Here is a 21,787-nt window from a genome sequence, read left to right on the forward strand (position 1 = left end):
GCAAACCTGATCGCATAGTGTTTTTTCCTCCATAGGCTTTTGCTACGTAATTCATATCATGCTGGGAGATTCAGGGATGTAGGGACAAAGAATGAAAACAACAAAGCTCGGTGCACTACTATTAATGTCTCAGTTTGCACTTGTGGGCTGCGTGACGGTGAAAGAAGATGGTAGTCCTGTCGTTAAAGCCGATCCTGTAGCAATGGCAGAATCACGTATCGCACTTGGCCTAGGTTATTTAGAAGGCGGCAATATGATTCGCGCGCATGATAACTTGCAACAAGCCTTAACCCACGCACCTCAATACTATCGTGCTCAGTTATCGATGGCTCACTACTATGAAACGGTTGGTGAAGATGCTAAAGCCGAGCAAATGTATAAACGCTCTCTACGCCAACACACCAAAAACGGTAACGTGCTCAATAACTACGGCACCTTTCTTTGCAAGCGGGGTGACTTCGAGAAAGCCGATCAAATGTTTAATCGAGCCATTGAGCAGCCTTATTACTATCTCATTCCGGCCAGTTATGAAAACGCCGCATTTTGCGCGTTGAAGTCACAAGATAAAGACAAAGCGAAATATTACTTCGCCCGAGCTATTGATCATGACCCTCATAGGCCAAAATCTATTTTGCAGCTAGCCAAGCTAGAAATTGATAGCGGCAATTACACTGAAGCCAGAATTCGATTAATGAGGTTTAATCAAATGTATGGCGTTAAGAAACCCTCTTTACAGCTCATGATTCAACTTGAACGTGCAGCAGGTAATGAAGCACTCGAGAAAAAATATCAAAAGCAATTGGAGAGATTTTCTTAACACGACATCATGATAAAGAAGGTGTACTCGCTCACAGACACTACTGAACTTGACTAAGAATCCAGTGAATTCAAACCCACGGTGAAACATTCATCCTGTACATAAACTTCAAATTCGGTACTATTTGAACGGAATAAGTGACCAAGTCACATTATAAAAGTGCGCTAGTAAAACGAAATTTGTACATCATACTGTTTTTACTATTGATTTGGGGCGCATTAATAAATGCTAAATATTACTGACATGCACCAGAAGGAAGTTGAAGCCGGATGAAACCTGCCTGCACTCTGTTATCACTCACTTTGCTGAGTTCGCCTTTTGTCGTCAGTGCACAAGAAAATATTGAAAAAACATTCACGTTTGGCATTGTTTCCAATAAAGCTCAAAGCAAAATCAAAAAGTCGACGCCTTTTACGCAGTACGTGACCAATGGTTTGGCTAAATACGGATACACCAAGGGTGCTGTAAAAGTATTTAAAAATTATCGCCAGCTCGCGGTGGCACTAAAAAATGGCACCGTTCAAATTGCAACAGCCACCCCCTTCAATGCAATGACCCTCGAGGCAGAGTCTGGTAGCCAAGCCATTGCCATACGCTGGAAAAAAGGTTTACAAAAATATCATACGGTATTCTTTACCCACAAAGAGAGTGGTATCGAGTCGATTTCTGACCTGCGCGGAAAAACACTTGTTTTTGAAAAGCGTACATCCACCAGCAGCTATTACTTACCCGCTATTACACTGCTTAATCAAGGGGAGAAATTAGAATACCTCCCCTCCTCCGATGGCAAACCAGCCAAAGACAGTATTGGATATTTATTCCTTGACGAGCACTTGGCTCAATCGAATGAAATCAACCTTTCAGTATGGGTGTATAAGCAGAGAGTCGCAGCAGGAGCGTTCAGCAATTTCAATTGGAGCAACCCTAAAGATCTTCCAGAAAGCATGAAAGACAAACTAACGATTTTCGCTCGCTCGGTAGAAATACCTAGAGACTTAATTCTCGCCTCTCCGACCTTAAGCCAAGATCAGCAACATAAAATCACGTCAATATTGCTCGGTATGGAGGCATCTCAGCAAGGTGCTTTAGCACTTAAACAGTTCCAAAACACGAAAAAGATCACCGATCTAACGCCAGAAATGTCCGCGTCCTTAAATACCGTTCGAACATCTATTCACTTGTTACCGAAGGTGGATTGATGTTCCACAAACTCTCACTCGAAACTAAATACATTTGCTCGACCATTTTTGTTGTCCTGTTTGTCGTAGTGATAAACCTCGCACTATATATGCATGGTTACGATACGTACTCAAATAACTTAACCCGCCAAATCACCGAGAACTCACAAGAAAAAACAGAGTCTTACGTCAAGCAAAAAGGATTGGTTTACGCAGAGTTATTATCAAAACAACTTTTTGACCCACTCTATACGGATAATATCAGCCAAGCGTACGAGCAAATTAAAGCGACATTAAGCCAACCAGATGTCTCGAAGATACACGTTGTTGATAATGAAGGGCTAATCTTTCACGACGGTACGACTCAGCTGAGTATGTTTGCCCAGCCTCATTACCGTTCTCGCTTTATTTTAAAAGCAATAGAAGAGTCTAGAATTCTCATTTCTTTTTCTAAACATCAATTAGAATTGCGGCACCGATTCAGCAATCGAATATCACACTGGGCGCGGTGTATCTTGAACTCAACCTAGCACATCTATTAGAAGAGAAAGAACAAAACATTGCGCAAGTACAAGCGCTTACCTCAAACGATAAGCAAAAGATGTTTAACTTGCTGCTCACGATCAGTGCGATATCCGTTCTGCTCGGAAGTGCCATCGCGTATGCTTTGGGTCGCTCATTAATAAAACCACTCAAACAACTTAAAGAACAATTTACAGAGTCAAATACTCAAGCACTGCCAATCACTGATATAAAAAGTAAAGATGAAGTGGGTGATCTTATTTCGGCGTATAACAAAATGTCGAACAAAGTGAACAGATACACAAGCCGGGTGGAGTTCATGGCGTATCACGACATTCTTACCTCCCTGCCTAACCGAGAAAAGTTGCTCATTGATATCCAAAAGCAAATAACGAACCGCAGATCTCCCTCACTCGCGGTTGTTTTTATTGATCTGGATGACTTTAAGCATATTAACGATAACTACGGGCATAGCATCGGAGATAAATTGCTAGGTCATCTCGCCTCAGAACTTCAAGGTCGTTTGCCGAGTTACTTCCGGCCTCTTTACCGTCTTTCAACCATCGTAAGCCGAGTCGGCGCTGACGAATTTGTGCTGGTCTTTCCATGCAAAGACAGCCTCCACGCTAGAGAAAAAGCGGACGATATTCATCGCCAATTGCTTTCTCCTTTTAACTTGGAAGAGAACGATATTCAAATTACGGCAAGCCTTGGAGTCGCGGTGTATCCGGAATTTGGCTCAAACGCAGAGTCTCTTTTACAACTCTCCTCACTGGCGGCGCAAGAATCTAAACGACGCGGCAAAGATATCATGACGATATACGATTCCGCGTTTGATGAGACCGTGAAGCAGCGCTTATACATAGAAAAGGAACTGCGCCGCTCAATACGTGATTTATCTCAGTTCGAGCTTTGGTATCAACCCCAGTTCGACCTCAACACCTACCAGTTGATTGGTGTCGAAGCATTGGTTAGGTGGAATCACCCAGAGAAGGGTTATATCAGCCCAGAATTATTTATCCCGATTGCAGAACAAAGTGACTTAATTTTAGAGCTTGGTGAATACCTCATCGAGACAGCAATTAGCCAGCGAGCACAATGGGCGGGTCATTTCACTGCTGATTTTCATATCGCATTAAATTTGTCTCCTAGGCAGATCTACCGCCAAGATTTAAGTCAGCTCTTTTCGAAATATTTACAACAATATCAAGTCCCCCCTCAAACCATTCATGTTGAAGTGACAGAGTCTCTGTTTATTGATGATATTGAGAAAGCGCAGTACGTGCTCAGAAAATTACAAGCTAACGGCGTAGAAGTGTGGCTAGATGATTTTGGAACTGGGTACTCAGCCCTCGCCTACCTACAACAAATGTCGTTTGATGGGCTTAAAATTGACCGTTCATTTATCGCTCAAATCCAAAACAATGAACAAGATGATTCATTAGTCCGTGCGATTATATCCATGGCTCATAACCTAAGAATGAGAGTGGTAGCTGAAGGCATAGAAACCCAGACCCAACTAACAAGGATGGAATCGCTTCACTGCGACGTTGTTCAAGGCTTTTTCTTGGGTAGACCGGTGCCGGCAGAAGAAATCATAGAGTTTGAGCAACAACACCAAGCAATAGATGACTCAACCGCCAGCAACTATGCTTAACTGAATAATTTATCGCGTTCATTTAATTAAAGGGGATTCGTTCTGCAATATTGGTCACACTTCGCCATCTCGCAAGTATGAATTTCCTCTTAAAATCTAACATTTGAGATAGGTAAACTACACTTTTCATATCAACTCTTTGGATATGGAAACGCGTGTGGTCGGGATATTTGCTTGGAACAACCTGTCTGTGAAGCAGAAACTTTTTGGATTGGTCCTACTACCAATCTTATTGTTATTGCTTCTGGCGGGCAAACATGTACAAAACCTCTCTATCCAAGCTCAAGAACTTCAAAAAGCACAACTCTTCTCCCAATATATAGATCGTGTTTCCTCACTGTATTATTTGACGAGCGATCCAAGGGTCGCGAATAACGCTCAAGAAACCCGCCAGCTCGTTCAAACTTTACAAGATACAGCTTCACCTGTTTTTGGTGACAATGCCGATATATTAAATCAGCTCACGAATTTCGAAGAAGCAACACTGTCAATGCTCTCGTCCAATAATACAGAAGATAAGTTAGATGCTGCTGAGTGGCGTGCCGACACATTCAAAGAGATTCTTTTGAGTTTGGATAGAGTCTACTTCAGCCATGTAAGTTATGAAACCAACACTCACCTCTCCTCATTGATGCAGCTTGAGTGGTTAATGTTTTGGTCAACAGAAGAGCATAGACTCAGCAAATACTTGGTGGAATCTACAGAGCAGGGGCAGATTTACGATCCAGCTACCCAAGCCAGTATCCAATCATTAATCCAGAACCAACAACTGCTGTTCGAACGCTTTGTCACACTTAATGCGAATAAGCAGCAAGTCAACCTCCTCATCGAAACCTTTACCGATAATGTCTTTGCTAAAAGCCAAGCATTTCGAGCCAATTTGTTGCAGCCATCAAACCTTAGAGTATTGACACCCACTCAAATAGATGACGGGTTGTCTGCGCTTTATAAACGCTTAAGTTTATTACGTAACGTTGATGACCAGATGGAACAACAACTTATTGAGGATATAACCAAGACGATCAGTGAAACAACACAGCACCGCATTGGCTTCATTGCGCTAATGAGCCTCGTGACATTACTGGTTGTGAGTTTAACCCTGAGGTTAGTGCGTAAGGTCACTGGCAACTTGAATTTAGTCCTCGAATTCCTAAGTCGAGACACTTACGAAGAGGACAACAATGAAAACTCACCACTGACAGAGTTGACCAAAGGGAAAGATGAGCTCAGTAAGTTTGCTAAAGAGGTAAAAAAACTGAGTTATGAACGTGAGCAGTCAAGACAAAAGTTAACCCAAGCCAAAGAAGATGCTGAAAAGGCGAAAGATGATGCCATCGAGGCAAGCAAAGCCAAAAGTAGCTTTCTGGCGAATATGTCTCATGAGATTCGAACCCCTTTAAACGGTGTTATTGGCATTTCAGAAGTTTTGTCAGACACGCCGCTAACGGCGACACAACGTGATTATGTCGACACGATAGAAACCTCCTCGCAATTACTGTTGAGCTTAATAAATGACGTTCTGGACTTCTCTAAAATTGAATCTGGTATGTTGCTTATCAGCCCTCATTCAACCTGTGTTCGTGAATCCATCTACGATATTGCTTCTATTATTTCCCCGAAAGCGAAAGAAAAAGGCATCGATGTTCAAGTCAGCATCAGCCGCAATACGCCCTATCACGTTATGTTGGATGATCACCGTATACGCCAAATTATCATGAACTTCATGTCCAATGCCGTAAAGTTCACCGAACAAGGCTGCGTTGAACTCTCTGTCATCACTAGAGAAATCAAAAATGGTGAAGCGAGTATCGAGTTTTCAGTCAAAGACTCAGGGATCGGTATTGATGAGCAGCAACAAAAGAAGATATTTGCTCCTTTCGCCCAAGAAGATAACTCCACCACCCGACAGTTTGGAGGGACAGGGCTCGGGCTTGCAATTAGCACGCAGCTGGTAGAGTTGATGGGCGGTGAGATTCAGCTTGAATCCGAGAAAGGCAAAGGTAGCCGATTTTTCTTCGAACTTACGGCTCCAATTGTGACTCAAGAGTTCAATGGCTATCACTCCCTTAATCACAACGATATATGGATAGTTTGCAACAACCCTACTTTGGAGCAAAAGCTGCGTGACGAGTTGAGCTTTTTCCACATCAATGTTCAGCAATCAGTAAATACACTGGATGCTCTGCCAACGTGGATTGATAACGAGCGCATCGTTGTTATCAACGTAGAAACTTCTCCAAATACCACAGCCAAACATCTAGGTGAAATGAAAAGACTTTGCATGCAAAATGTTCGAGTGTGTCTTATTAAACACCTTCATAGTGCTCAACGTGATTTTGGTAACAGCATTAGTGCATTGGTCACTCAACCCCTCTTAGGACAGCGTTTAGTAAAAGCACTTGAAACTTGTGCTGCAAACTTCCCTCAAGCAAACAAAGAGAACACGACAACACCCAATACTAAGACTTTCCCAAAAATTTTGGTGGTCGACGACAACACCGTCAATCAAAAAATCGCTGGATTACACGTCACAAAAGCGGGCTTCGACTTTGATATCGCCGTAAACGGAGAAGAAGCCGTAGATATGTTTCAACAGAATCAATACTGCTTAATCTTAATGGATTGCATGATGCCTGTGATGGATGGGTTTGAAGCAACCAAAATGATCCGTCAAATTGAAGCAAAAGAAAAACGGACGTTCAGAATCCCAATTATCGCGCTAACAGCAAGTGTAGTCGATGATGACATTCAAAAGTGTTTTGATGTTGGAATGGATGATTATGTGCCCAAACCTTTTAAAGCGGGTTTGTTGAAAGAGAAATTAGATAAAGCCATTGGACTACGCATTTCCAATATTGCTTCTGATGAAAAGCGACTGGCAACAAACACCACTCACACTCCTGAAAAAACCTCGCATGCTGAACAATCAGAAGCGACCGTGACGCCTATTCGCTCAGAACGGATTTTGCTCGTCGAAGATAACAGAGTAAATCAAAAAGTCGCTTCGCTGCTTTTATCCAAAGCTGGTTATCAATTTGAAGTGGCCGAAAACGGACAGGTTGCGGTCGAAATGTTCCAAAAAGATGGTGGGTTCGACATCATTTTGATGGACTGCATGATGCCGATCATGGATGGGTTCGAAGCCTCGCGACAAATACGCGCCTACGAAGCAAGTAAAGGTCTTCCTAAGACTCCCATCATCGCGCTAACGGCAAGTGTTGTGGATGATGACATTCAACGCTGCTTCGATTCAGGCATGGACGCTTATGTACCCAAGCCTGTTCGTAGAGAAAAGCTGTTGTACCAGATTGAAAATGCGATATAGGTAGCGATGATGAGCGGCGACATTTCTCTCCTCTGTTTTCTTTTGCGCTGCATAAAACGCTACCTATTCATTGTTGTTTTCCTTCTACCCATAGATAGTCAAGTACTTGCTGCAGAGAGCTACGCCGTTTTCTCGTTTAATAGTGAGTTCTCGCCCCTAACCATCAATAAAGCGCGAAAGTTGTACAGAGGAAAAACGCAACTCTTACAAGGGCAGAGAATTGAGCTATCTGACTGGCCAGCGACATCAGCGGAGAGAGCGGAGTTCTATCGCTACCTTCTCAATAAAAACTTGGCGCAAATGAACGCGCACTGGGCGAGCTTGTCTTTTTCAGGCAAAGCGAGGCCACCCAAAGTGATTGCAAACTCTAGCATTGATGCGCTGATCACGTGGATGCAAGAAAAGCCCAATCGGATTGGTTATGCCCCTGCTTCGAGCGTGCCTGGAAATGCTCGTATTTTGTGTGTGGTGAGCTCGGAGGATTAATATGAAAAAATATTTGACCATGTTATCACTGAGTGTTGTCGCCTTTCCGAGCTTAGCCACCATTGAGTTATCAGATCACCTGTCTTTGAGTGGTTTTGGTTCGACATCTTGGTCTAAGTCGGATAACTCCACAACGGTTCTCGTCAACCGCTTTATTCATGATGAAGCCTGCTACGATTGTGACACAACCTTCGGCCTGCAGCTTGATTACTTTTACAAGGCATTTCGAGCATCCGCACAGATAGTCAAGCGTCCGCAAGATCATTGGAGCTCGCCCCAATTAGAGTGGGCATATTTAGCTTATACCTATAAAAATGTAGAGATACGTGGGGGACGATTGAGGCTGCCGCTGTTTTTGATGTCTGAGTATAATTATGTCGGTCACGCTTTTACCCAAGCTCGACCACCAAATGAAGTGTATGACAGCATATTAGGCATCACCGCTTACAATGGTTTATCCATTCGCTGGAATCACGACCTCAATGAGCAAATCATGCTTACTGCAATGCCATTTATAGGGTTTAAAGACAGCAGTGATGTCACCCTCAACGAAGATACTGAACTGAAGATCGAATCAGACAACACAGCCGGAATAAACTTAACACTCAGCGGAAATGCCTACCGTTTGAACTTTTCTTATCTACATGGCGATTATGACCAAACTACAGTTCTCTCCAATACCAAGCAATCCACACCTGAAGGGGAAGCCATGTTAATTGACCGCTTGGTTCTAAAAGAAAAAGGCAACACGATTGACCAGTTTTCTCTAGGAGTAAGGTATGAGCTTGATAACGTTGTGATAATGGCTGAAGGACAAACCAGCAACATTTCCTCCTCTTGGTACGCAACAACGAGTTACAACGTGAATAAATTGACCCCCTACATAGTTTACGGCCAGCAGTTTAATAGCAGTGATACAAAGAATGGGGACAGCTATCTGTTTGGGGTGAGATACGACCTAGATTATAACGTGTCACTGAATGCTGAATGGCAAAAGTTTAACGCCCACAATAACGATACTGGCGCGTTTTCATCAATACCAGAAGATAACAGCGCCAACCTTTACACCCTGATGTTAAATTTCGTTTTTTAACTTTTCTATACTGACACCGTATAAACCGTGGGAATTTACCTTTGTTATCGTTGATACATGTTGTGCGTGATTTGACGCTCTTTGTAATAGAATTCTTTGTCATGTTCGCCTATCTCTCGCAATACACGACACGGGTTCCCTACCGCAACAACATTACTTGGTATATCTTTCGTTACCACGCTACCAGCACCAATTACGCTGTTTTCTCCAATCTTGACGCCAGGCAATACCACTGAGTTAGCGCCGATCCATACATTATCACCAATATGAATAGGGATATTGAATTGCGCAACTTCTCTTCTGAGCTCCGGTTCAATCGGGTGGCCTGCCGTTGCTAGTGTCACATTGGGCCCAATCATGACGCTATTGCCAATGTAGATATACGTATCATCGACTAGGGTTAAGTTAAAGTTTGCATACACGTTATCACCAACGTATGTATGCCTCCCCCAATTCGCTCGAAGCGGCGGCTCAAAATAGCAGTTGTCACCAACAGCGCCGAGCAAACGTCGTAATATTTCTGTACGCTTTTCAGATTCAGAAGGCCGAGTTTGATTGTAATCGTAAAGAACTTCTAAACACTGTGTTTGCTGCTCGACTAACGCTTCATCATTACAAAAATATATTTTCTGACTATGAAGCATTGATTCACTATCCATAATATCCTCCGTTCTATCTCAGTAGCTTCAGGCTGCTGGAACACCTCGCAATACGAGTTCCTGTCAAGATTGGCTAACAGAATGCATGATGTCGTTTTTTGCAATAAGTTTAATGACATGCTTGCGAGGCATAACGCAAAATACCGAATAACTTGAAAGAAATATGTGAATCAGACGAGTAAATAACACAAAGCTCGATGCAGAGTTAGCTTTGTTTGTCTCGTTTCATTTTCAAGCGCTTTTCTTTACGTCGTAACGCTCGGAAAAACTTCGACTCCTCGTGATACCAGCCGATAACACTAACCGGGAAGCCCACTAGCATCATGATAAAAAGATCCGCGGGCAGTTGCTCCAAAATATCACTCAAGGAGTGCAGCTCACCAAAAATGAATAAACCAATGACTTTACCAAGCAATAGTGCGCAACAAATCATAAAAAAAGACTTCATGATGTAATGCCATTTGCCTTTTTTACGCTCTTCTCGCCAATAGGCATATTTATGTTGTCGGTCGTACATTCATCCCCCAAGTGACAATGTCACTAGCCACAAGCATTCAGGCAAAGTAACAGGCTTTAGCTGCACTCTAATGATAGTGTGAATTAGAAGCAAATGCTTGTCATGGCAATGAGAAAGCGGCACATCATGCTGCGCATTTTACGACTTTATGGACGCTAGCATGATCGCGCAATACAGGGAGATATCAGCTTGTTAATTACGGAGTGAGTTAATGCTTTCGGAACACCCAAATTGGACCAATAAGAAGAAACTGCAAATCTTCGAAAAAAGACGGTTTCTTCCCTTCTATTTTGTGACCAATGAACTGCAAGATCCACAGGACACCGAATAGGAGCATCGAAATATGCAGTACGGGCAGCGCCAATACCTCCAAAGACCATATCAGGCCGATGCACGCTAATGTATACCCTAACATCATCATAAAGACGCTGAGAGACAAACGAAAATAGAAAACCCATACCGGTATGACAGCAATCCAGACCCAGTTAAACTCGAAACCCAAGATGGAGATTTGAGGAATTGACCAAATTAGACCGACCACAGATAGGTAAATACCCGGAACTGCGATTGTGTGAATCTTTTGGTTGATGGGGTTTTGATGGCTCTCCCCATATTCTTTTAGCCATTCAGATAATGCTCGCATATCATTCCTACTTTTCCGCCTACTTATTCTTATATAGCTTGAGGATGGAAAAGGTGCGAATTTTTCTGTAATAGCTATTACTGACCAAGCAATGCTCGTTGCACTTTTGGTAGTTTGGCAACGACGAGAGTATAAGAGCGTTCACATAAATCCTGGATCAATCCATCTTCCACATCACCATTAAAATAAACCGTTATCCAGTGACGCTTATTTAGGTGATAACCAGGAGTGATGTCCGTAAACTGCGATGTTAAGACTTCTCCATCTTCTGGTTTTACTTTTACGCTGACATACTCCCGACCGTTTCTCTCTGCAATAATCGCAAACATTTTACCTTTGATTTTGTATACAAGCGCTTCTGGCCCAAATGGGAAATCACTCTCTGCACACATAAAGGTACTTAAATAACCTTCTAACTCTTTGCTTCTCATTCCGTCCCACCCTTCCTGTATCTTTTACTCAAACAAAGGCAATAGTAGCCTTAACGCCTGGTTAACCTGCACTTTCTCACTACCTTCTAAACCATGTAGCAGCGATTGCTGAACGTCTACATGCTCTAGGATCAACTTGTCAATTAAGGTTAAGCCCTTTTCGGTTAACTCAACGGTGACACTGCGTCTATCTTCTTTACTGTGTGTTCTGGTAATAAAGCCTTTCTTCTCGAGTTTATCTAATCGGTTCGTCATCGCGCCCGAAGTGAGCATCATCGAATCAATTAGCGCTGAGGGAGTAAGGCAATATGGTGAACCTGCTCGGCGAAGTGTCGCCAACACATCAAATTCACCCATCTTAAGATCGTACTTCTTATGCAGGTCAGCGACCCGACACTCCATGTGCTTAGCAATTCGCATTAGCCGACCCATAATTGCCATCGGTTCAGTATCGAGCTCTGGCTTCTCCTTAGCCCACTGCTCTACCACTCTATCAATTGCGTCCATGGTTTCTCTCCAAACGTCATTTAATTTTTATTTTAACATAAAGATACTTTACAAAAAGTAACCTTACCGATATCTTTACAATTAATTATCTCAACGTAAAGATATTTAACATGAATATTTTGCTTGCAATGATCCCGGCTTTTTTTTGGGGGACAACTTATGCTGTTACTCAGTTTACGCTTCCGGACTGGCCTCCCGTTTTACTTGGTGCGCTAAGAGCATTGCCTGCGGGTCTTTTGCTCCTCGCAATAAAGCCATCTTTCCCGAAAAAGAGTGAATGGAAAGTGCTGCTTGTTTTAGGAACTATCAACATCGCTTGCTTCTTTGGTCTCATTTTTGTCATGGCGTTGACGCTTCCTTCTGCGATCTCAGGTGTCGGTATGGTATCAGTGCCCGTTTTTGCGATGCTATTTGGCTGGGCAGTCTATAAGCGCCAGCCAAGCGCAATACAGGCAATAAGCGGAGCGACTTTGATTGCTTTGGCTTGGTTCTTATTTGATCCTAGCTCTATTTCGCTCAACCCTATGGGCTTGCTGGCGATGATCTCCGCCATCATGTGTATTGTGGTAGGCAGTAGCGTAACGAAGTCACTAGGAACGAAAATGCATTGGTGGACAGTATTAACATGGCAGCTCATTTTGGGTGGTGTGATTATGTCTGTCGCAACAAGCATGCTGGCAATAAACAATCCAGAGCCATACGTTACAGCCATTCAAAACTTATCAATGACGAACACCCTTGGGCTGCTGTGGGTGATCATTCTGAACACTGCATTAGGCTACGGCATGTATGTTTGGCTATTGCAGCGTATGTCGGTCGTTGACTTTACTTTTGGTGGTATTGCCAACCCCGTTGCGGGCATTGTGTCAGGTTTGCTGCTATTAGGTGAGACTTTCACCCCTCTCCAATACAGCTTGATGCTAGGGATGATTGTTATGTCATTGCTCCCTCAATTGATCGCTTCATTAAAAACCAAAAAAGCCGCCCTTTCTTCCTAAGTAAAATCCTAACGCCCGATGCTAAAATCGGGCGTTCATATTCTCTGTAAACTCCGTTTGAATTCTAAGACTTCAACAGGTGTTTTATCGAACAGTGAACCCAAAAAGGTTCAGTAATAAAAAAGGTGCCGAAAGACACCTTTAATAATGAATACGACCCATTGTGCCTTGCTTTAAGTCATCGCAAGGTTGTTAATAGGCTCTGGTTTAGCGTAGACATACCCTTGAATAAGGTAAATAGAATGCTGAGCCAAATACGCGACTTGAGCCTCGCTCTCTACACCTTCTGCAATCATCTCACATTCCGCTTTCTTTGCTGCCGAGACAATAGAATCCAACACTTTCAATTTTTGGTCATCAGAGCCTATTGGGTCGATGAACATCTTATCCACTTTCAAGCATCGGATACCCAGATCTTGCAAATAAGAAAAGCCGCCATACCCAGTCCCAAAATCGTCAATTTTGAACTTGTAGCCTTTATTCGTCAGATACAAAATCTCTTTTTTCGCTGCCTCTATATCTTTTACAGGAATTCGCTCGGTCAACTCAAAATGCACTCTCTTCGGACATGGCCAATTCAGTTCTGACAGTAACTTAGTGAGTTCACCTGACTCTAAATGGGAAGAAACAATATTGATGCTGACCCACACATGCTCAGGTAACACACTAAGATCTTGTATGATTTTACGAATAAGCTGATTCGTCATTGGGACAATCAGACCACTTTCTTCTGCAGCGCCGATGAACATGTTTGGCGGCACCATACCATCACGGCGAGACCACCGAATCAGTGCTTCATACCCCACTGTCGCACCATCACGGCTATCGACAATCGCTTGGTAGTAAGGGACAAATTCCGCATTATTAATCCCATTCTGGATCAAGCCTTTGATAGACTTTCTCAAGCTCTTACTGGACACATATACAAACGCAAAAGCCAGCCCCATAAGCACACTGACTAGGCCTCCCCATAGAAAGACTCTTTCCTGAGCATAGCTCTTCAGTTTCTCGCCACTGTGTATTTTGATGAGCATATTAGCTTGAGAATCAGCCGAGAAGAATAACTCCTTTGAAACTGCCGCTTCTTCTGCTGCAATGGCTGGTTTTCCTCGACTTATTGTTAAATCTCCAAATACAGGCTCATCATATATAAACTCGACGAACAAACAGTCTTCACAAGGCGTTTTGATCACTTCTTTAACCCAACTATTATCGAGAACCCAGACAACTTCGACATGTTCATTTTCATAAATGACCATCCACTCAACTTGATCTTGGTGTTCCGGTAAAATAAGTGATGCAAAAAAGTTTTCGCCAAGCTGAAATCGTTGCGCATTGGATAAATGAGATACTTCACGACCAATCGTGGAGCATGTTTTACCGTCATTCGTTTCCATCGCAATAAAACGGATGTAACGATTATAAAAACGTGGGTCGCGTAATGTTCTAACATCACTATTACTGCACGTGAAATCTAACTGCGCAACCTGCTTTACAATCGCCTCATCCAAATACATGGATCGTTGGTGTAAATAATCGACATAGGTGTCTATTTTAGTCTCTTTGATATAGCTGATGTAAAAATTGGCTATTGAATTAAAAGCCACAACAAAAACTGCAATGGGAACTAAGCCAAGCAAAATGGCATTTCTTGTTATCTTTGTAATCAAAGTTCCTCCTAACGTTCAGCCAAACAACTTAGATTAAAGAGTGACATGAACACTATCTCACGTTCACACACCAAAAAGTGAGGATCGAATCTCAATAAGAAGTATAGAAGTGCAAGGCTTGCCACAGAAAAATGAGAGTACTGCTGCATATCCAAGATAGCAACTCTCTTGAGTGAGACTTACCGACGATAATCGCGAGAAAAGAGGGGCTTATGCTCAACATAACCAATGTATAAAACGACTTTTTGGCCATCCAATGACTCGCCACAGTCACTAACTTTCTAATTGACCTTTGAAGGCACTAGCAACACACTGCATGATAAAATAGGAAAAGCGACTTAGAGCTTTTTACCAGCATTACAGGCTTATCGACCAGGGAGGGTCATGAAATGAAATTAGCTCAATTAAATATTGCGCTTGCTAAATATCCTTTGGATGCACCAGAAATTAAAGAGTTCGTAGACAATTTGGACTTAATTAATGGTATAGCTGAAGAAAGTGAAGGCTTTATCTGGCGTCTAAAAGACGACTCCGGTGATGCAACAAGCATTAAATTATTTGATGACCCGAACATGATTGTAAACATGTCTATTTGGGAAAGTACTGACTCACTTAAAAACTTTATGTTTCGTACCGGTCATAGAGATTTTATGCGCCGAAAAAGCGAATGGTTTCATCGTCTAGCGGAGGATAGCTATGTTCTGTGGTGGGTAGAAGACGGTTATATACCAACACCACAAGAAGCCTTGTTACGCCTTCAGCATTTGCGCGAAAACGGAGATACGCCATTTGCTTTCACATTTAAAACAAACTTTACAGAAGCAGATCTTGTGTAAAGTACGTGTGTAACAAAAATTGCGTTCAAATTTACACTGACTATAAGGTTAATTGGTGTGAATCACTGTCAGTTCTACCGACTTACTCGGAAAGGCGCGCAAGTGAACGCATAAAATGCGTTCACTAGGTTTATCATTCATAGGGTGTTCTATTTCAGAAATAAAGTTCATTCGTGTTAAATTTACGGTACCATGCACAATTGACCAAATTGTAGTTATTCATGATTATACCAACTAAGACTCCCTCTCCCCAGCCCTCTGATGTATCTTGCTCTAACTGTAAGGCTTGTTGTTGCCGTCTCGAGGTTATGATTATTTCAGATACTGGCGTGCCTGAAGAGTTTATTGCACGTGACCAGTATGGAGGCGAAACAATGATGCGGCTAAATGATGGTTGGTGTGCAGCTTTAGACAGAGACACATTAATGTGTACGATTTATGAAAATAGGCCTTGGATTTGCCGCGAATTCGAAATGGGCTCCAATGAATGTTTAGATGAACGAGTTAAATTCTTGTAAAACCACTCAAATTTACACTGATGGCAATGCGGAGTATTTGTAGAAAGTGTGCAAAGGAAAAGTAAGGTGTTTAAATCTGAGTATCAACAAATTATGGATACAAAAAAGCCCACCGTTTGGTGGGCTTTTTCTAAAATTTGGTGGGTCCGGGCGAACTCGAATCGCCGACCCCTACCATGTCAAGGTAGTACTCTAACCAACTGAGCTACGGACCCAAATTTTGTGTTCCTAACCATTCAATTCAGAATGGTGCGTCCGAGTGGACTCGAACCACCGACCCCCGCCATGTCAAGGCGATACTCTAACCAGCTGAGCTACGGACGCATTTCTCTGGAACGACGAGGATATTAGCTATAAGCGAACGGCGGTGCAAGCACAAATTTGCCAACTTTGAACCGTTTGGCGAAAATGTAAACTCAACACGCGTTTTCAGATGATTTTATCGACAAGGACTGAGCCCGTAGGGTTTAAAAGTGTGATCTATATAACTTTTATTATCTCACTTAATTGTCGTAAGGCACTTCACTGAGCATCCAAATCTGTAAGGTTTGCGATACATTGGGGCAAGTACCAAACAAAATCTGATATTTAGGTTTAAATGGTTCGCCGATATAGGTTGTACGAATCAACTCTCCTGTTTTGACATCCACTTGAGTGCTCACCCTGCCTTTGAAGTTTTGAAATATGACAAACTGCTCACTGTGGTAAACCATTTGCTCTCGGTAAAACAAGAAATGATCTTGGGGTGTCTCTGTCAATTCACACTCCAGTGGTTTCAAATTAGGTATCGCACTAACATTAGATGCGATGAACAACGCTGACAAAATCCATCCGTATCGCATATGGCTTCCCTATTCTGCACTCTTTTTCAAAGTATAGGTCTTGCCTTGAGGACTGATACAAAAAAGGCTTTGATTGTCTAGAATCAAAGCCTCATCAGTTTTGCTGTTCAACTGTCGTCTTTAGTCGTCCGACTCAAACACCACATTGTAATTCTCGGTGTAAGTACAATTTGGTTGGCGGCTACAAGTAAAGAAGCGTCGACCTTTGAATTCACCTTGGCTTGCGGTTTTAATGATCATCGGACTGCCGCATTTTTTACAAAAGCGTACTTCCTTGTCAGGCTCAATCAAATCAATGTGTGCAGCAAGCAAACGACGTAATCGCCCGACTTGATAACTGTGCTTTACAGAAGCGCCGATTAAAGGCAGGTTGGCCGTCTTACAAACATGAATCAGTAACTTTTGTCTTTCTACCTTGCCCTTACTTAACTCTTGCCCGTTATCCAATTCAACGATCACACGCGGCTCTAGCGTCCTAGGATCACAAATAACGTAATCAAAATAACTTCGAGATATGCGATTGTTCGCGACAAAAAACTGCTTCTTATTTTTGATTTCTTTTGGCGTAACCAAACTGGACATGTTTACTTTCGCGAATACTACGGCATGCTCCCCTACCGCCGCTCTTAACGCATTATAGAACGCACCCTCTTGACCTCTGAGCAGAGGACCTTTCGAGCGATAAGGATAATCACGCGTATCGTCGTGCTTAATCACGTACTTTTGAATAACAAAGAAGAATAAAACCAGAAGAACAACAATGATAAAAATGTTGGTCATAAATAAAGTGCATCCAAAACAACTCGTTGCTCAAAGCGTAAATGTAAATGCTATGCAGAGCAACAAAACCTCGCAATTTTGAGGAGCCACGACGATAGCGAGAAACAGAAAATTTTGCTCCCCAATAAAAACGAGCCAATCACACACTTGGATTGGCTCGTTTAAATTTTGTTAATACATTATGATGCTAAGAATCAACTATTAGCGTCTGGCTGATTCTCTGGCATCGCATCAATAAAAGCAGGCAATTGATTACATGCTTGCACAACCGCGTTAATGGTTGGGTAAAGAGAAGTATCTACACCAAAGCGTTGTGCGTTATAAAATTGTGGTACCAGACAAATATCGACAATAGATGGCGAGCTTGTCAGGCTAAACTTACAATCACCATTTAGTTTACGATGCTTCTGAAGTTTCTCTTCTAATGCCGTAAAACCTTTGTGGATCCAGTGATGAATCCAAGCGACTTTGCGCTCTGGCTCGCAAGCTAACTCCCCCTCTAAATACTGTAGAACTCTCAAGTTATTCAGGGGATGAATCTCTATTGCAATATCCTGAGCCAAAGCCAGTGCTTGATATCGAAGTGGTGTTTGCTCGGGGATCACAGTGACATCCGGATAGTGTTCTTCTAAGTATTGAATGATGGCCAGTGACTGGGTTAACTGAACCTCCCCATCCACCAGCACAGGAATCAGTTCAGAAGCGTTTAACTCATGGTACTCGTCACTGTGTTGTTCACCACCATTGCGCACCAAGTGTACCGATTTTGAATCATACGATAACTCTTTAAGATTCAAACAAATACGCACACGATACGCCGCTGAAGACCGCCAATATCCGTACAAAACCATGCTATCGCTCATATCGTCTCCCAACTGGCGCTCTTAATGCTTGAGATATTGGCTAACTTGTTGGTCAATCGAACCAAAGATGTTGTTGCCATCCGCATCGAACATTTCCAGTTTGATTGAGTCGCCAAACGACATGAAGTTAGTCGACGGTTTACCATCACGAATGGTTTCAATCATACGAACTTCCGCGATACATGAATAGCCAACGCCACCCTCCTCAATCGAAGTGCCATGTTCGGTGCCTTGCTTATTAGATACCGTGCCAGAACCAATAATCGCCCCAGCAGATAGCGGGCGCGTTTTAGTCGCATGAACAATTAAGTCTGCAAAATCAAACGTCATATCGATACCCGCATTTGGGCGACCAAACGGCTTGTGGTTGTATGTCGAGACCAATGGTAAATGCACTTTGTTTTCGTACCACGCATCGCCTAGTTCGTCAGGTGTTACTGCCACAGGAGAAAACGCAGAGGAAGGTTTAGATTGGAAAAAACCAAACCCTTTAGCTAATTCTGCGGGAATTAGTCCACGCAGCGACACATCATTCACCAGCATGATCAAACGAATCGACTCCTGAGCCTCTGCAACACTTGCGCCCATCGGGACGTCACCAGTTACCACAGCAACTTCGCCTTCGAAATCAATACCCCATTCATCACTGGCAAACTCGATATTGTCACAAGGTCCAATAAAGGCATCAGAGCCTCCTTGGTACATCAACGGGTCCGTCCAAAAACTCTCTGGCATTTCAGCGCCGCGAGCTTTTCGAACCAACTCAACGTGGTTTACGTAAGCACTGCCATCAGCCCACTGATAAGCGCGAGGAAGCGGCGACTCACAGTAGTGCGCTTCAAACTCTTCATACCCTGCAACCGTGCCATTGTTCAGTGCAACGTATAGCTCTTCCAGTTGTGGTGCTAGCGTATCCCAGTTATCAAGCGCCACCTGCATCGTCGGTGCTAAGTTCATGGGGTGGAAAATTTCTGTCGCTGGTACGCAGCGCGTTAAGTCTTTGCTCACGACCATCAACAAACCGTCACGAGTGCCATTTTTCTTGGTTGCTAATTTCATCCTTGCCTCTTACTTCTCTTGCCAGCTATAGACGTATTCTTTGTTTTCTACTTTTTCCAGTTCATCCGAGAACTGAAGCGCGTGGCGCGTATCTATCATCACCGCGACTTCGTCGGTAAAAGTCTTCTTATGCTCTCGCCCTGCTTTGAAAGCTTTCGGGTGAGGACCATGTGTAAAACCTGCTGGATGGAATGTCACCATACCCGCTTCAATGTTGTCACGACTAAAGAAGTCACCTGCATGGTAGAACAAGACTTCATCATAATCGTCATTGTTGTGATAGAACGGTACTTTGAGCGCTCCGGGATCACTTTCAATCGGACGAGGAACAAAGGTGCACACCACAAATCCTGCTCCTACAAATGTAGTATGTGCAGAAGGCGGTAAGTGGTAACGATGTGACATGAGTGGACGAATATCACGCCAGTTCACTTTTACTACCGCCAAATCACCATGCCAGCCAATCGCATCCAACGGGTTGAATGGGTAAGTGATAACACTGACTTTATCGTGGCGTTTCACCTGAACCTGTGTTTGATTCTCTGAATATTGAGCACGGAACTGATCGTTGATCGACGGCGTTTCTAAAACCGCCGGATCAAACACCGCGTGGTTTCCAACCATGCCTTTTTCGGGCAATGTATAGGCCGCATCGGTGTTTTCTATCATCAGAATGAACATCGGCTCGCTTGGTTCTAAACGCCAGCTCGTTGAGCGCGGGATCATGACATAATCCCCTTCACTCACTTTCAAATGACCATAATCACAATACAGATCTGCCGTTCCTTGGTGGATGAACAGCAGTTCGTCGCCATCCGCGTTTCTTACCAAGAAGTCCATTTTTTCATCCATACGCCAGACACGAACTTTACAATTCGCGTTGTATAATAGATGCGGGACTGCCCAAGGGGTAATATGGCTGGCTTTCTCGACTAGATTAAAATCGAACGCTCTTGGACGTAGCTCGCCCTCCCACTCAGACCATCCCGTTGGGGCATGTTGATGATGAAAATGTGTTGCGGGGCCAAAAAAACCACTTCGACCTGCCTCACGTTCATAAATTGCCTCTTCCGGGAAGTCTGCATGCGCTTGTTTAGAGCACACTCCCTCCCGGTGAGGGAATGTGATCCATTTATGCATCGCTCAATACTCCTCGGCGAATTTGGTCTTCTTCTATCGATTCAAACAACGCTTTGAAGTTACCCTCGCCAAAGCCTTCATTGCCTTTACGTTGGATGATTTCGAAGAACACAGGGCCGATAACGGTTTGAGTAAAGATTTGTAGCAAGATGCCATCTTTCGTTGGCGCACCATCAATAAGAATCTGCAAATCACGAAGCTTGCTTACATCTTCACCATGGCCTTCAACACGCTGATCGACTTTCTCGTAATAAGTATCTGGCGTTGGCATAAAGTCCATGCCTCGCTCACGCAATGTTTTGACCGTTTCGTAGATGTCGTCTGTGGTCAATGCGATATGTTGAATGCCTTCGCCATTGTATTCACGGATAAACTCTTCAATCTGTGATTTATCATCTGACGACTCATTGATAGGAATTCGGATTTTGCCGCAAGGTGCGGTCATCGCGCGGCTGACAAGACCAGTCAGCTTACCTTCGATATCGAAATAACGAATTTCGCGGAAGTTACCAATGCGCTCATAGAAACCAGACCAGACATCCATGTTGCCTTGCTTAACGTTGTGCGTTAAGTGGTCGATTTCGTAAAGACCAACATTCGCTTTTGATAAACGCTCATCAGCATCATCATAAAAACGAAAATCGACATCATAGATGCTCTGCTTTCCATAACGATCGACAAAATAAAGCAAGCTTTCACCGATGCCATAAATAGCAGGAATGCTAAGCTCCATCGGCCCAATTTCCGTTTTATATTCTTTACCGCCATTCTCTAACGCATGCGCCAGAGCAACGGTCGCGTCTTTCACTCGAAATGCCATGCCACACACCGACGGACCGTGAACTTTGGCGAATCCCTCAGCTTGGCTATGCGGCTGCGCATTCACAATAAAGCTAATGTCACCTTGTCGATATAACCACGCTTCTTTTGAGCGATGCTTTGCAATTTCCGCAAAACCTAACGATATAAACAGATCTTTAAGCTGTTGAATGCCTTTGTTGTCAGCAGCGGTATATTCAACAAACTCAAATCCGTCTGTTCCTAGTGGGTTATATGCATCAACCATGACTTTCTCCTTGTCTCAGTAGCTTTTGTTTAGACTTATTTTTCTAACTTGGCGCAGGTCTTGAGAAATTGGAATACGTGGGGAGAAATCTTTACCTTGGCGATTTTTACGCATAATTGTAAAATATATGTTACACACAGAAGGCACGTCGAATCCACTTTCGTAAACATCAAATAAACT

Annotated in this window: 22 protein-coding genes and 2 tRNA genes; 10 read left to right on the forward strand and 14 right to left on the reverse strand. The window is 43.2% G+C overall.

Annotation, left to right across the window (positions count from 1 at the left end; genetic code table 11):
• Positions 1-91: 91 nt before the first annotated feature.
• The 7 genes from pilW (at position 92) to ACWYVB_RS01100 (ending at position 9,078) form a co-directional block, all read left to right on the forward strand.
• A complete protein-coding gene (gene pilW, locus ACWYVB_RS01070; RefSeq protein ID WP_046874884.1) occupies positions 92-817 on the forward strand; it encodes a type IV pilus biogenesis/stability protein PilW in 726 nt (241 codons plus the stop codon).
• 269 nt (positions 818-1,086) lie between these two features.
• Positions 1,087-2,016, forward strand: coding sequence for a phosphate/phosphite/phosphonate ABC transporter substrate-binding protein (locus ACWYVB_RS01075; RefSeq protein ID WP_457527619.1), 930 nt, complete (start codon positions 1,087-1,089; stop codon positions 2,014-2,016).
• Positions 2,016-2,525: a hypothetical protein gene (locus ACWYVB_RS01080; RefSeq protein ID WP_457527621.1), complete on the forward strand. Its 510-nt coding sequence runs from the start codon at positions 2,016-2,018 to the stop codon at positions 2,523-2,525. The genes ACWYVB_RS01075 and ACWYVB_RS01080 overlap by 1 nt, the downstream gene beginning before the upstream one ends.
• Positions 2,504-4,174 carry an EAL domain-containing protein gene (locus tag ACWYVB_RS01085; RefSeq protein WP_457527623.1) on the forward strand — a complete coding sequence of 557 codons (1,671 nt, stop codon included), beginning with the start codon at positions 2,504-2,506 and terminating at the stop codon, positions 4,172-4,174. The genes ACWYVB_RS01080 and ACWYVB_RS01085 overlap by 22 nt, the downstream gene beginning before the upstream one ends.
• A gap of 145 nt (positions 4,175-4,319) precedes the next feature.
• Positions 4,320-7,499 carry a response regulator gene (locus ACWYVB_RS01090; protein WP_457527817.1) on the forward strand — a complete coding sequence of 1,060 codons (3,180 nt, stop codon included), beginning with the start codon at positions 4,320-4,322 and terminating at the stop codon, positions 7,497-7,499.
• A 9-nt stretch (positions 7,500-7,508) separates the two neighbouring features.
• On the forward strand, positions 7,509-7,985 hold the full coding sequence (locus ACWYVB_RS01095) for a hypothetical protein (RefSeq protein ID WP_005393443.1): 477 nt from the start codon (positions 7,509-7,511) through the stop codon (positions 7,983-7,985).
• Between the two features lies 1 nt (position 7,986).
• Complete coding sequence (locus ACWYVB_RS01100; RefSeq protein WP_182034102.1) at positions 7,987-9,078, forward strand: outer membrane protein; 1,092 nt, start codon at positions 7,987-7,989, stop codon at positions 9,076-9,078.
• Between the two features lie 44 nt (positions 9,079-9,122).
• Here the strand turns inward: ACWYVB_RS01100 and ACWYVB_RS01105 are convergent, their stop codons facing one another.
• The 5 genes from ACWYVB_RS01105 to ACWYVB_RS01125 all read right to left on the reverse strand — a co-directional run bounded on the left by ACWYVB_RS01105 (position 9,123) and on the right by ACWYVB_RS01125 (position 11,835).
• On the reverse strand, positions 9,123-9,737 hold the full coding sequence (locus tag ACWYVB_RS01105) for a sugar O-acetyltransferase (RefSeq protein WP_114322405.1): 615 nt from the start codon (positions 9,735-9,737) through the stop codon (positions 9,123-9,125).
• A 205-nt stretch (positions 9,738-9,942) separates the two neighbouring features.
• Positions 9,943-10,254 carry a hypothetical protein gene (locus tag ACWYVB_RS01110; RefSeq protein WP_046874879.1) on the reverse strand — a complete coding sequence of 104 codons (312 nt, stop codon included), beginning with the start codon at positions 10,252-10,254 and terminating at the stop codon, positions 9,943-9,945.
• A 208-nt stretch (positions 10,255-10,462) separates the two neighbouring features.
• Complete coding sequence (locus tag ACWYVB_RS01115) at positions 10,463-10,897, reverse strand: Mpo1 family 2-hydroxy fatty acid dioxygenase (protein WP_012841889.1); 435 nt, start codon at positions 10,895-10,897, stop codon at positions 10,463-10,465.
• Positions 10,898-10,974: 77 nt separating this feature from the next.
• Positions 10,975-11,328, reverse strand: coding sequence for an MmcQ/YjbR family DNA-binding protein (locus tag ACWYVB_RS01120; RefSeq protein WP_005393450.1), 354 nt, complete (start codon positions 11,326-11,328; stop codon positions 10,975-10,977).
• A 24-nt stretch (positions 11,329-11,352) separates the two neighbouring features.
• Complete coding sequence (locus ACWYVB_RS01125) at positions 11,353-11,835, reverse strand: MarR family winged helix-turn-helix transcriptional regulator (RefSeq protein WP_457527626.1); 483 nt, start codon at positions 11,833-11,835, stop codon at positions 11,353-11,355.
• A 110-nt stretch (positions 11,836-11,945) separates the two neighbouring features.
• Between ACWYVB_RS01125 and ACWYVB_RS01130 the strand changes: the two genes are divergently transcribed.
• Positions 11,946-12,833, forward strand: a complete 888-nt coding sequence (locus tag ACWYVB_RS01130) for a DMT family transporter (RefSeq protein WP_170891379.1) — start codon at positions 11,946-11,948, stop codon at positions 12,831-12,833.
• Between the two features lie 173 nt (positions 12,834-13,006).
• On the opposite strand, the gene ACWYVB_RS01135 is transcribed toward ACWYVB_RS01130, so the two are convergent.
• Positions 13,007-14,503, reverse strand: a complete 1,497-nt coding sequence (locus ACWYVB_RS01135) for an EAL domain-containing protein (RefSeq protein ID WP_457527628.1) — start codon at positions 14,501-14,503, stop codon at positions 13,007-13,009.
• Between the two features lie 389 nt (positions 14,504-14,892).
• Here ACWYVB_RS01135 and ACWYVB_RS01140 point away from each other — a divergent pair, with 389 nt between their 5' ends.
• Together ACWYVB_RS01140 and ACWYVB_RS01145 are read left to right on the forward strand one after the other, a co-directional pair.
• Positions 14,893-15,339: a DUF3291 domain-containing protein gene (locus ACWYVB_RS01140; RefSeq protein WP_046874876.1), complete on the forward strand. Its 447-nt coding sequence runs from the start codon at positions 14,893-14,895 to the stop codon at positions 15,337-15,339.
• A 221-nt stretch (positions 15,340-15,560) separates the two neighbouring features.
• Positions 15,561-15,857 carry a YkgJ family cysteine cluster protein gene (locus tag ACWYVB_RS01145; protein WP_164666141.1) on the forward strand — a complete coding sequence of 99 codons (297 nt, stop codon included), beginning with the start codon at positions 15,561-15,563 and terminating at the stop codon, positions 15,855-15,857.
• Positions 15,858-15,995: 138 nt separating this feature from the next.
• Here the strand turns inward: ACWYVB_RS01145 and ACWYVB_RS01150 are convergent.
• The 8 genes from ACWYVB_RS01150 to hppD form a co-directional block, all read right to left on the reverse strand.
• A tRNA-Val gene (locus ACWYVB_RS01150) sits at positions 15,996-16,072 on the reverse strand.
• 32 nt (positions 16,073-16,104) lie between these two features.
• Positions 16,105-16,181: transfer RNA gene (locus ACWYVB_RS01155), tRNA-Val, on the reverse strand.
• A 179-nt stretch (positions 16,182-16,360) separates the two neighbouring features.
• A complete protein-coding gene (locus tag ACWYVB_RS01160; protein ID WP_046874875.1) occupies positions 16,361-16,699 on the reverse strand; it encodes a hypothetical protein in 339 nt (112 codons plus the stop codon).
• Between the two features lie 120 nt (positions 16,700-16,819).
• Positions 16,820-17,479: a DUF2726 domain-containing protein gene (locus tag ACWYVB_RS01165; RefSeq protein WP_048626311.1), complete on the reverse strand. Its 660-nt coding sequence runs from the start codon at positions 17,477-17,479 to the stop codon at positions 16,820-16,822.
• Between the two features lie 194 nt (positions 17,480-17,673).
• Complete coding sequence (gene maiA, locus ACWYVB_RS01170; RefSeq protein WP_457527631.1) at positions 17,674-18,342, reverse strand: maleylacetoacetate isomerase; 669 nt, start codon at positions 18,340-18,342, stop codon at positions 17,674-17,676.
• A 21-nt stretch (positions 18,343-18,363) separates the two neighbouring features.
• On the reverse strand, positions 18,364-19,401 hold the full coding sequence (locus ACWYVB_RS01175) for a fumarylacetoacetate hydrolase family protein (RefSeq protein WP_065646799.1): 1,038 nt from the start codon (positions 19,399-19,401) through the stop codon (positions 18,364-18,366).
• Between the two features lie 9 nt (positions 19,402-19,410).
• Entirely contained in the window at positions 19,411-20,541 is a 1,131-nt protein-coding gene (locus tag ACWYVB_RS01180) for a homogentisate 1,2-dioxygenase (protein ID WP_457527633.1), read from the reverse strand.
• Positions 20,534-21,607 (reverse strand): 4-hydroxyphenylpyruvate dioxygenase, encoded by a 1,074-nt coding sequence (gene hppD, locus ACWYVB_RS01185; RefSeq protein WP_005377835.1) that lies wholly within the window; start codon positions 21,605-21,607, stop codon positions 20,534-20,536. Before hppD ends, ACWYVB_RS01180 begins: the two co-directional genes overlap by 8 nt.
• Positions 21,608-21,787: the final 180 nt, after the last annotated feature.

The organism is Vibrio sp. JZG10, from assembly GCF_054064075.1.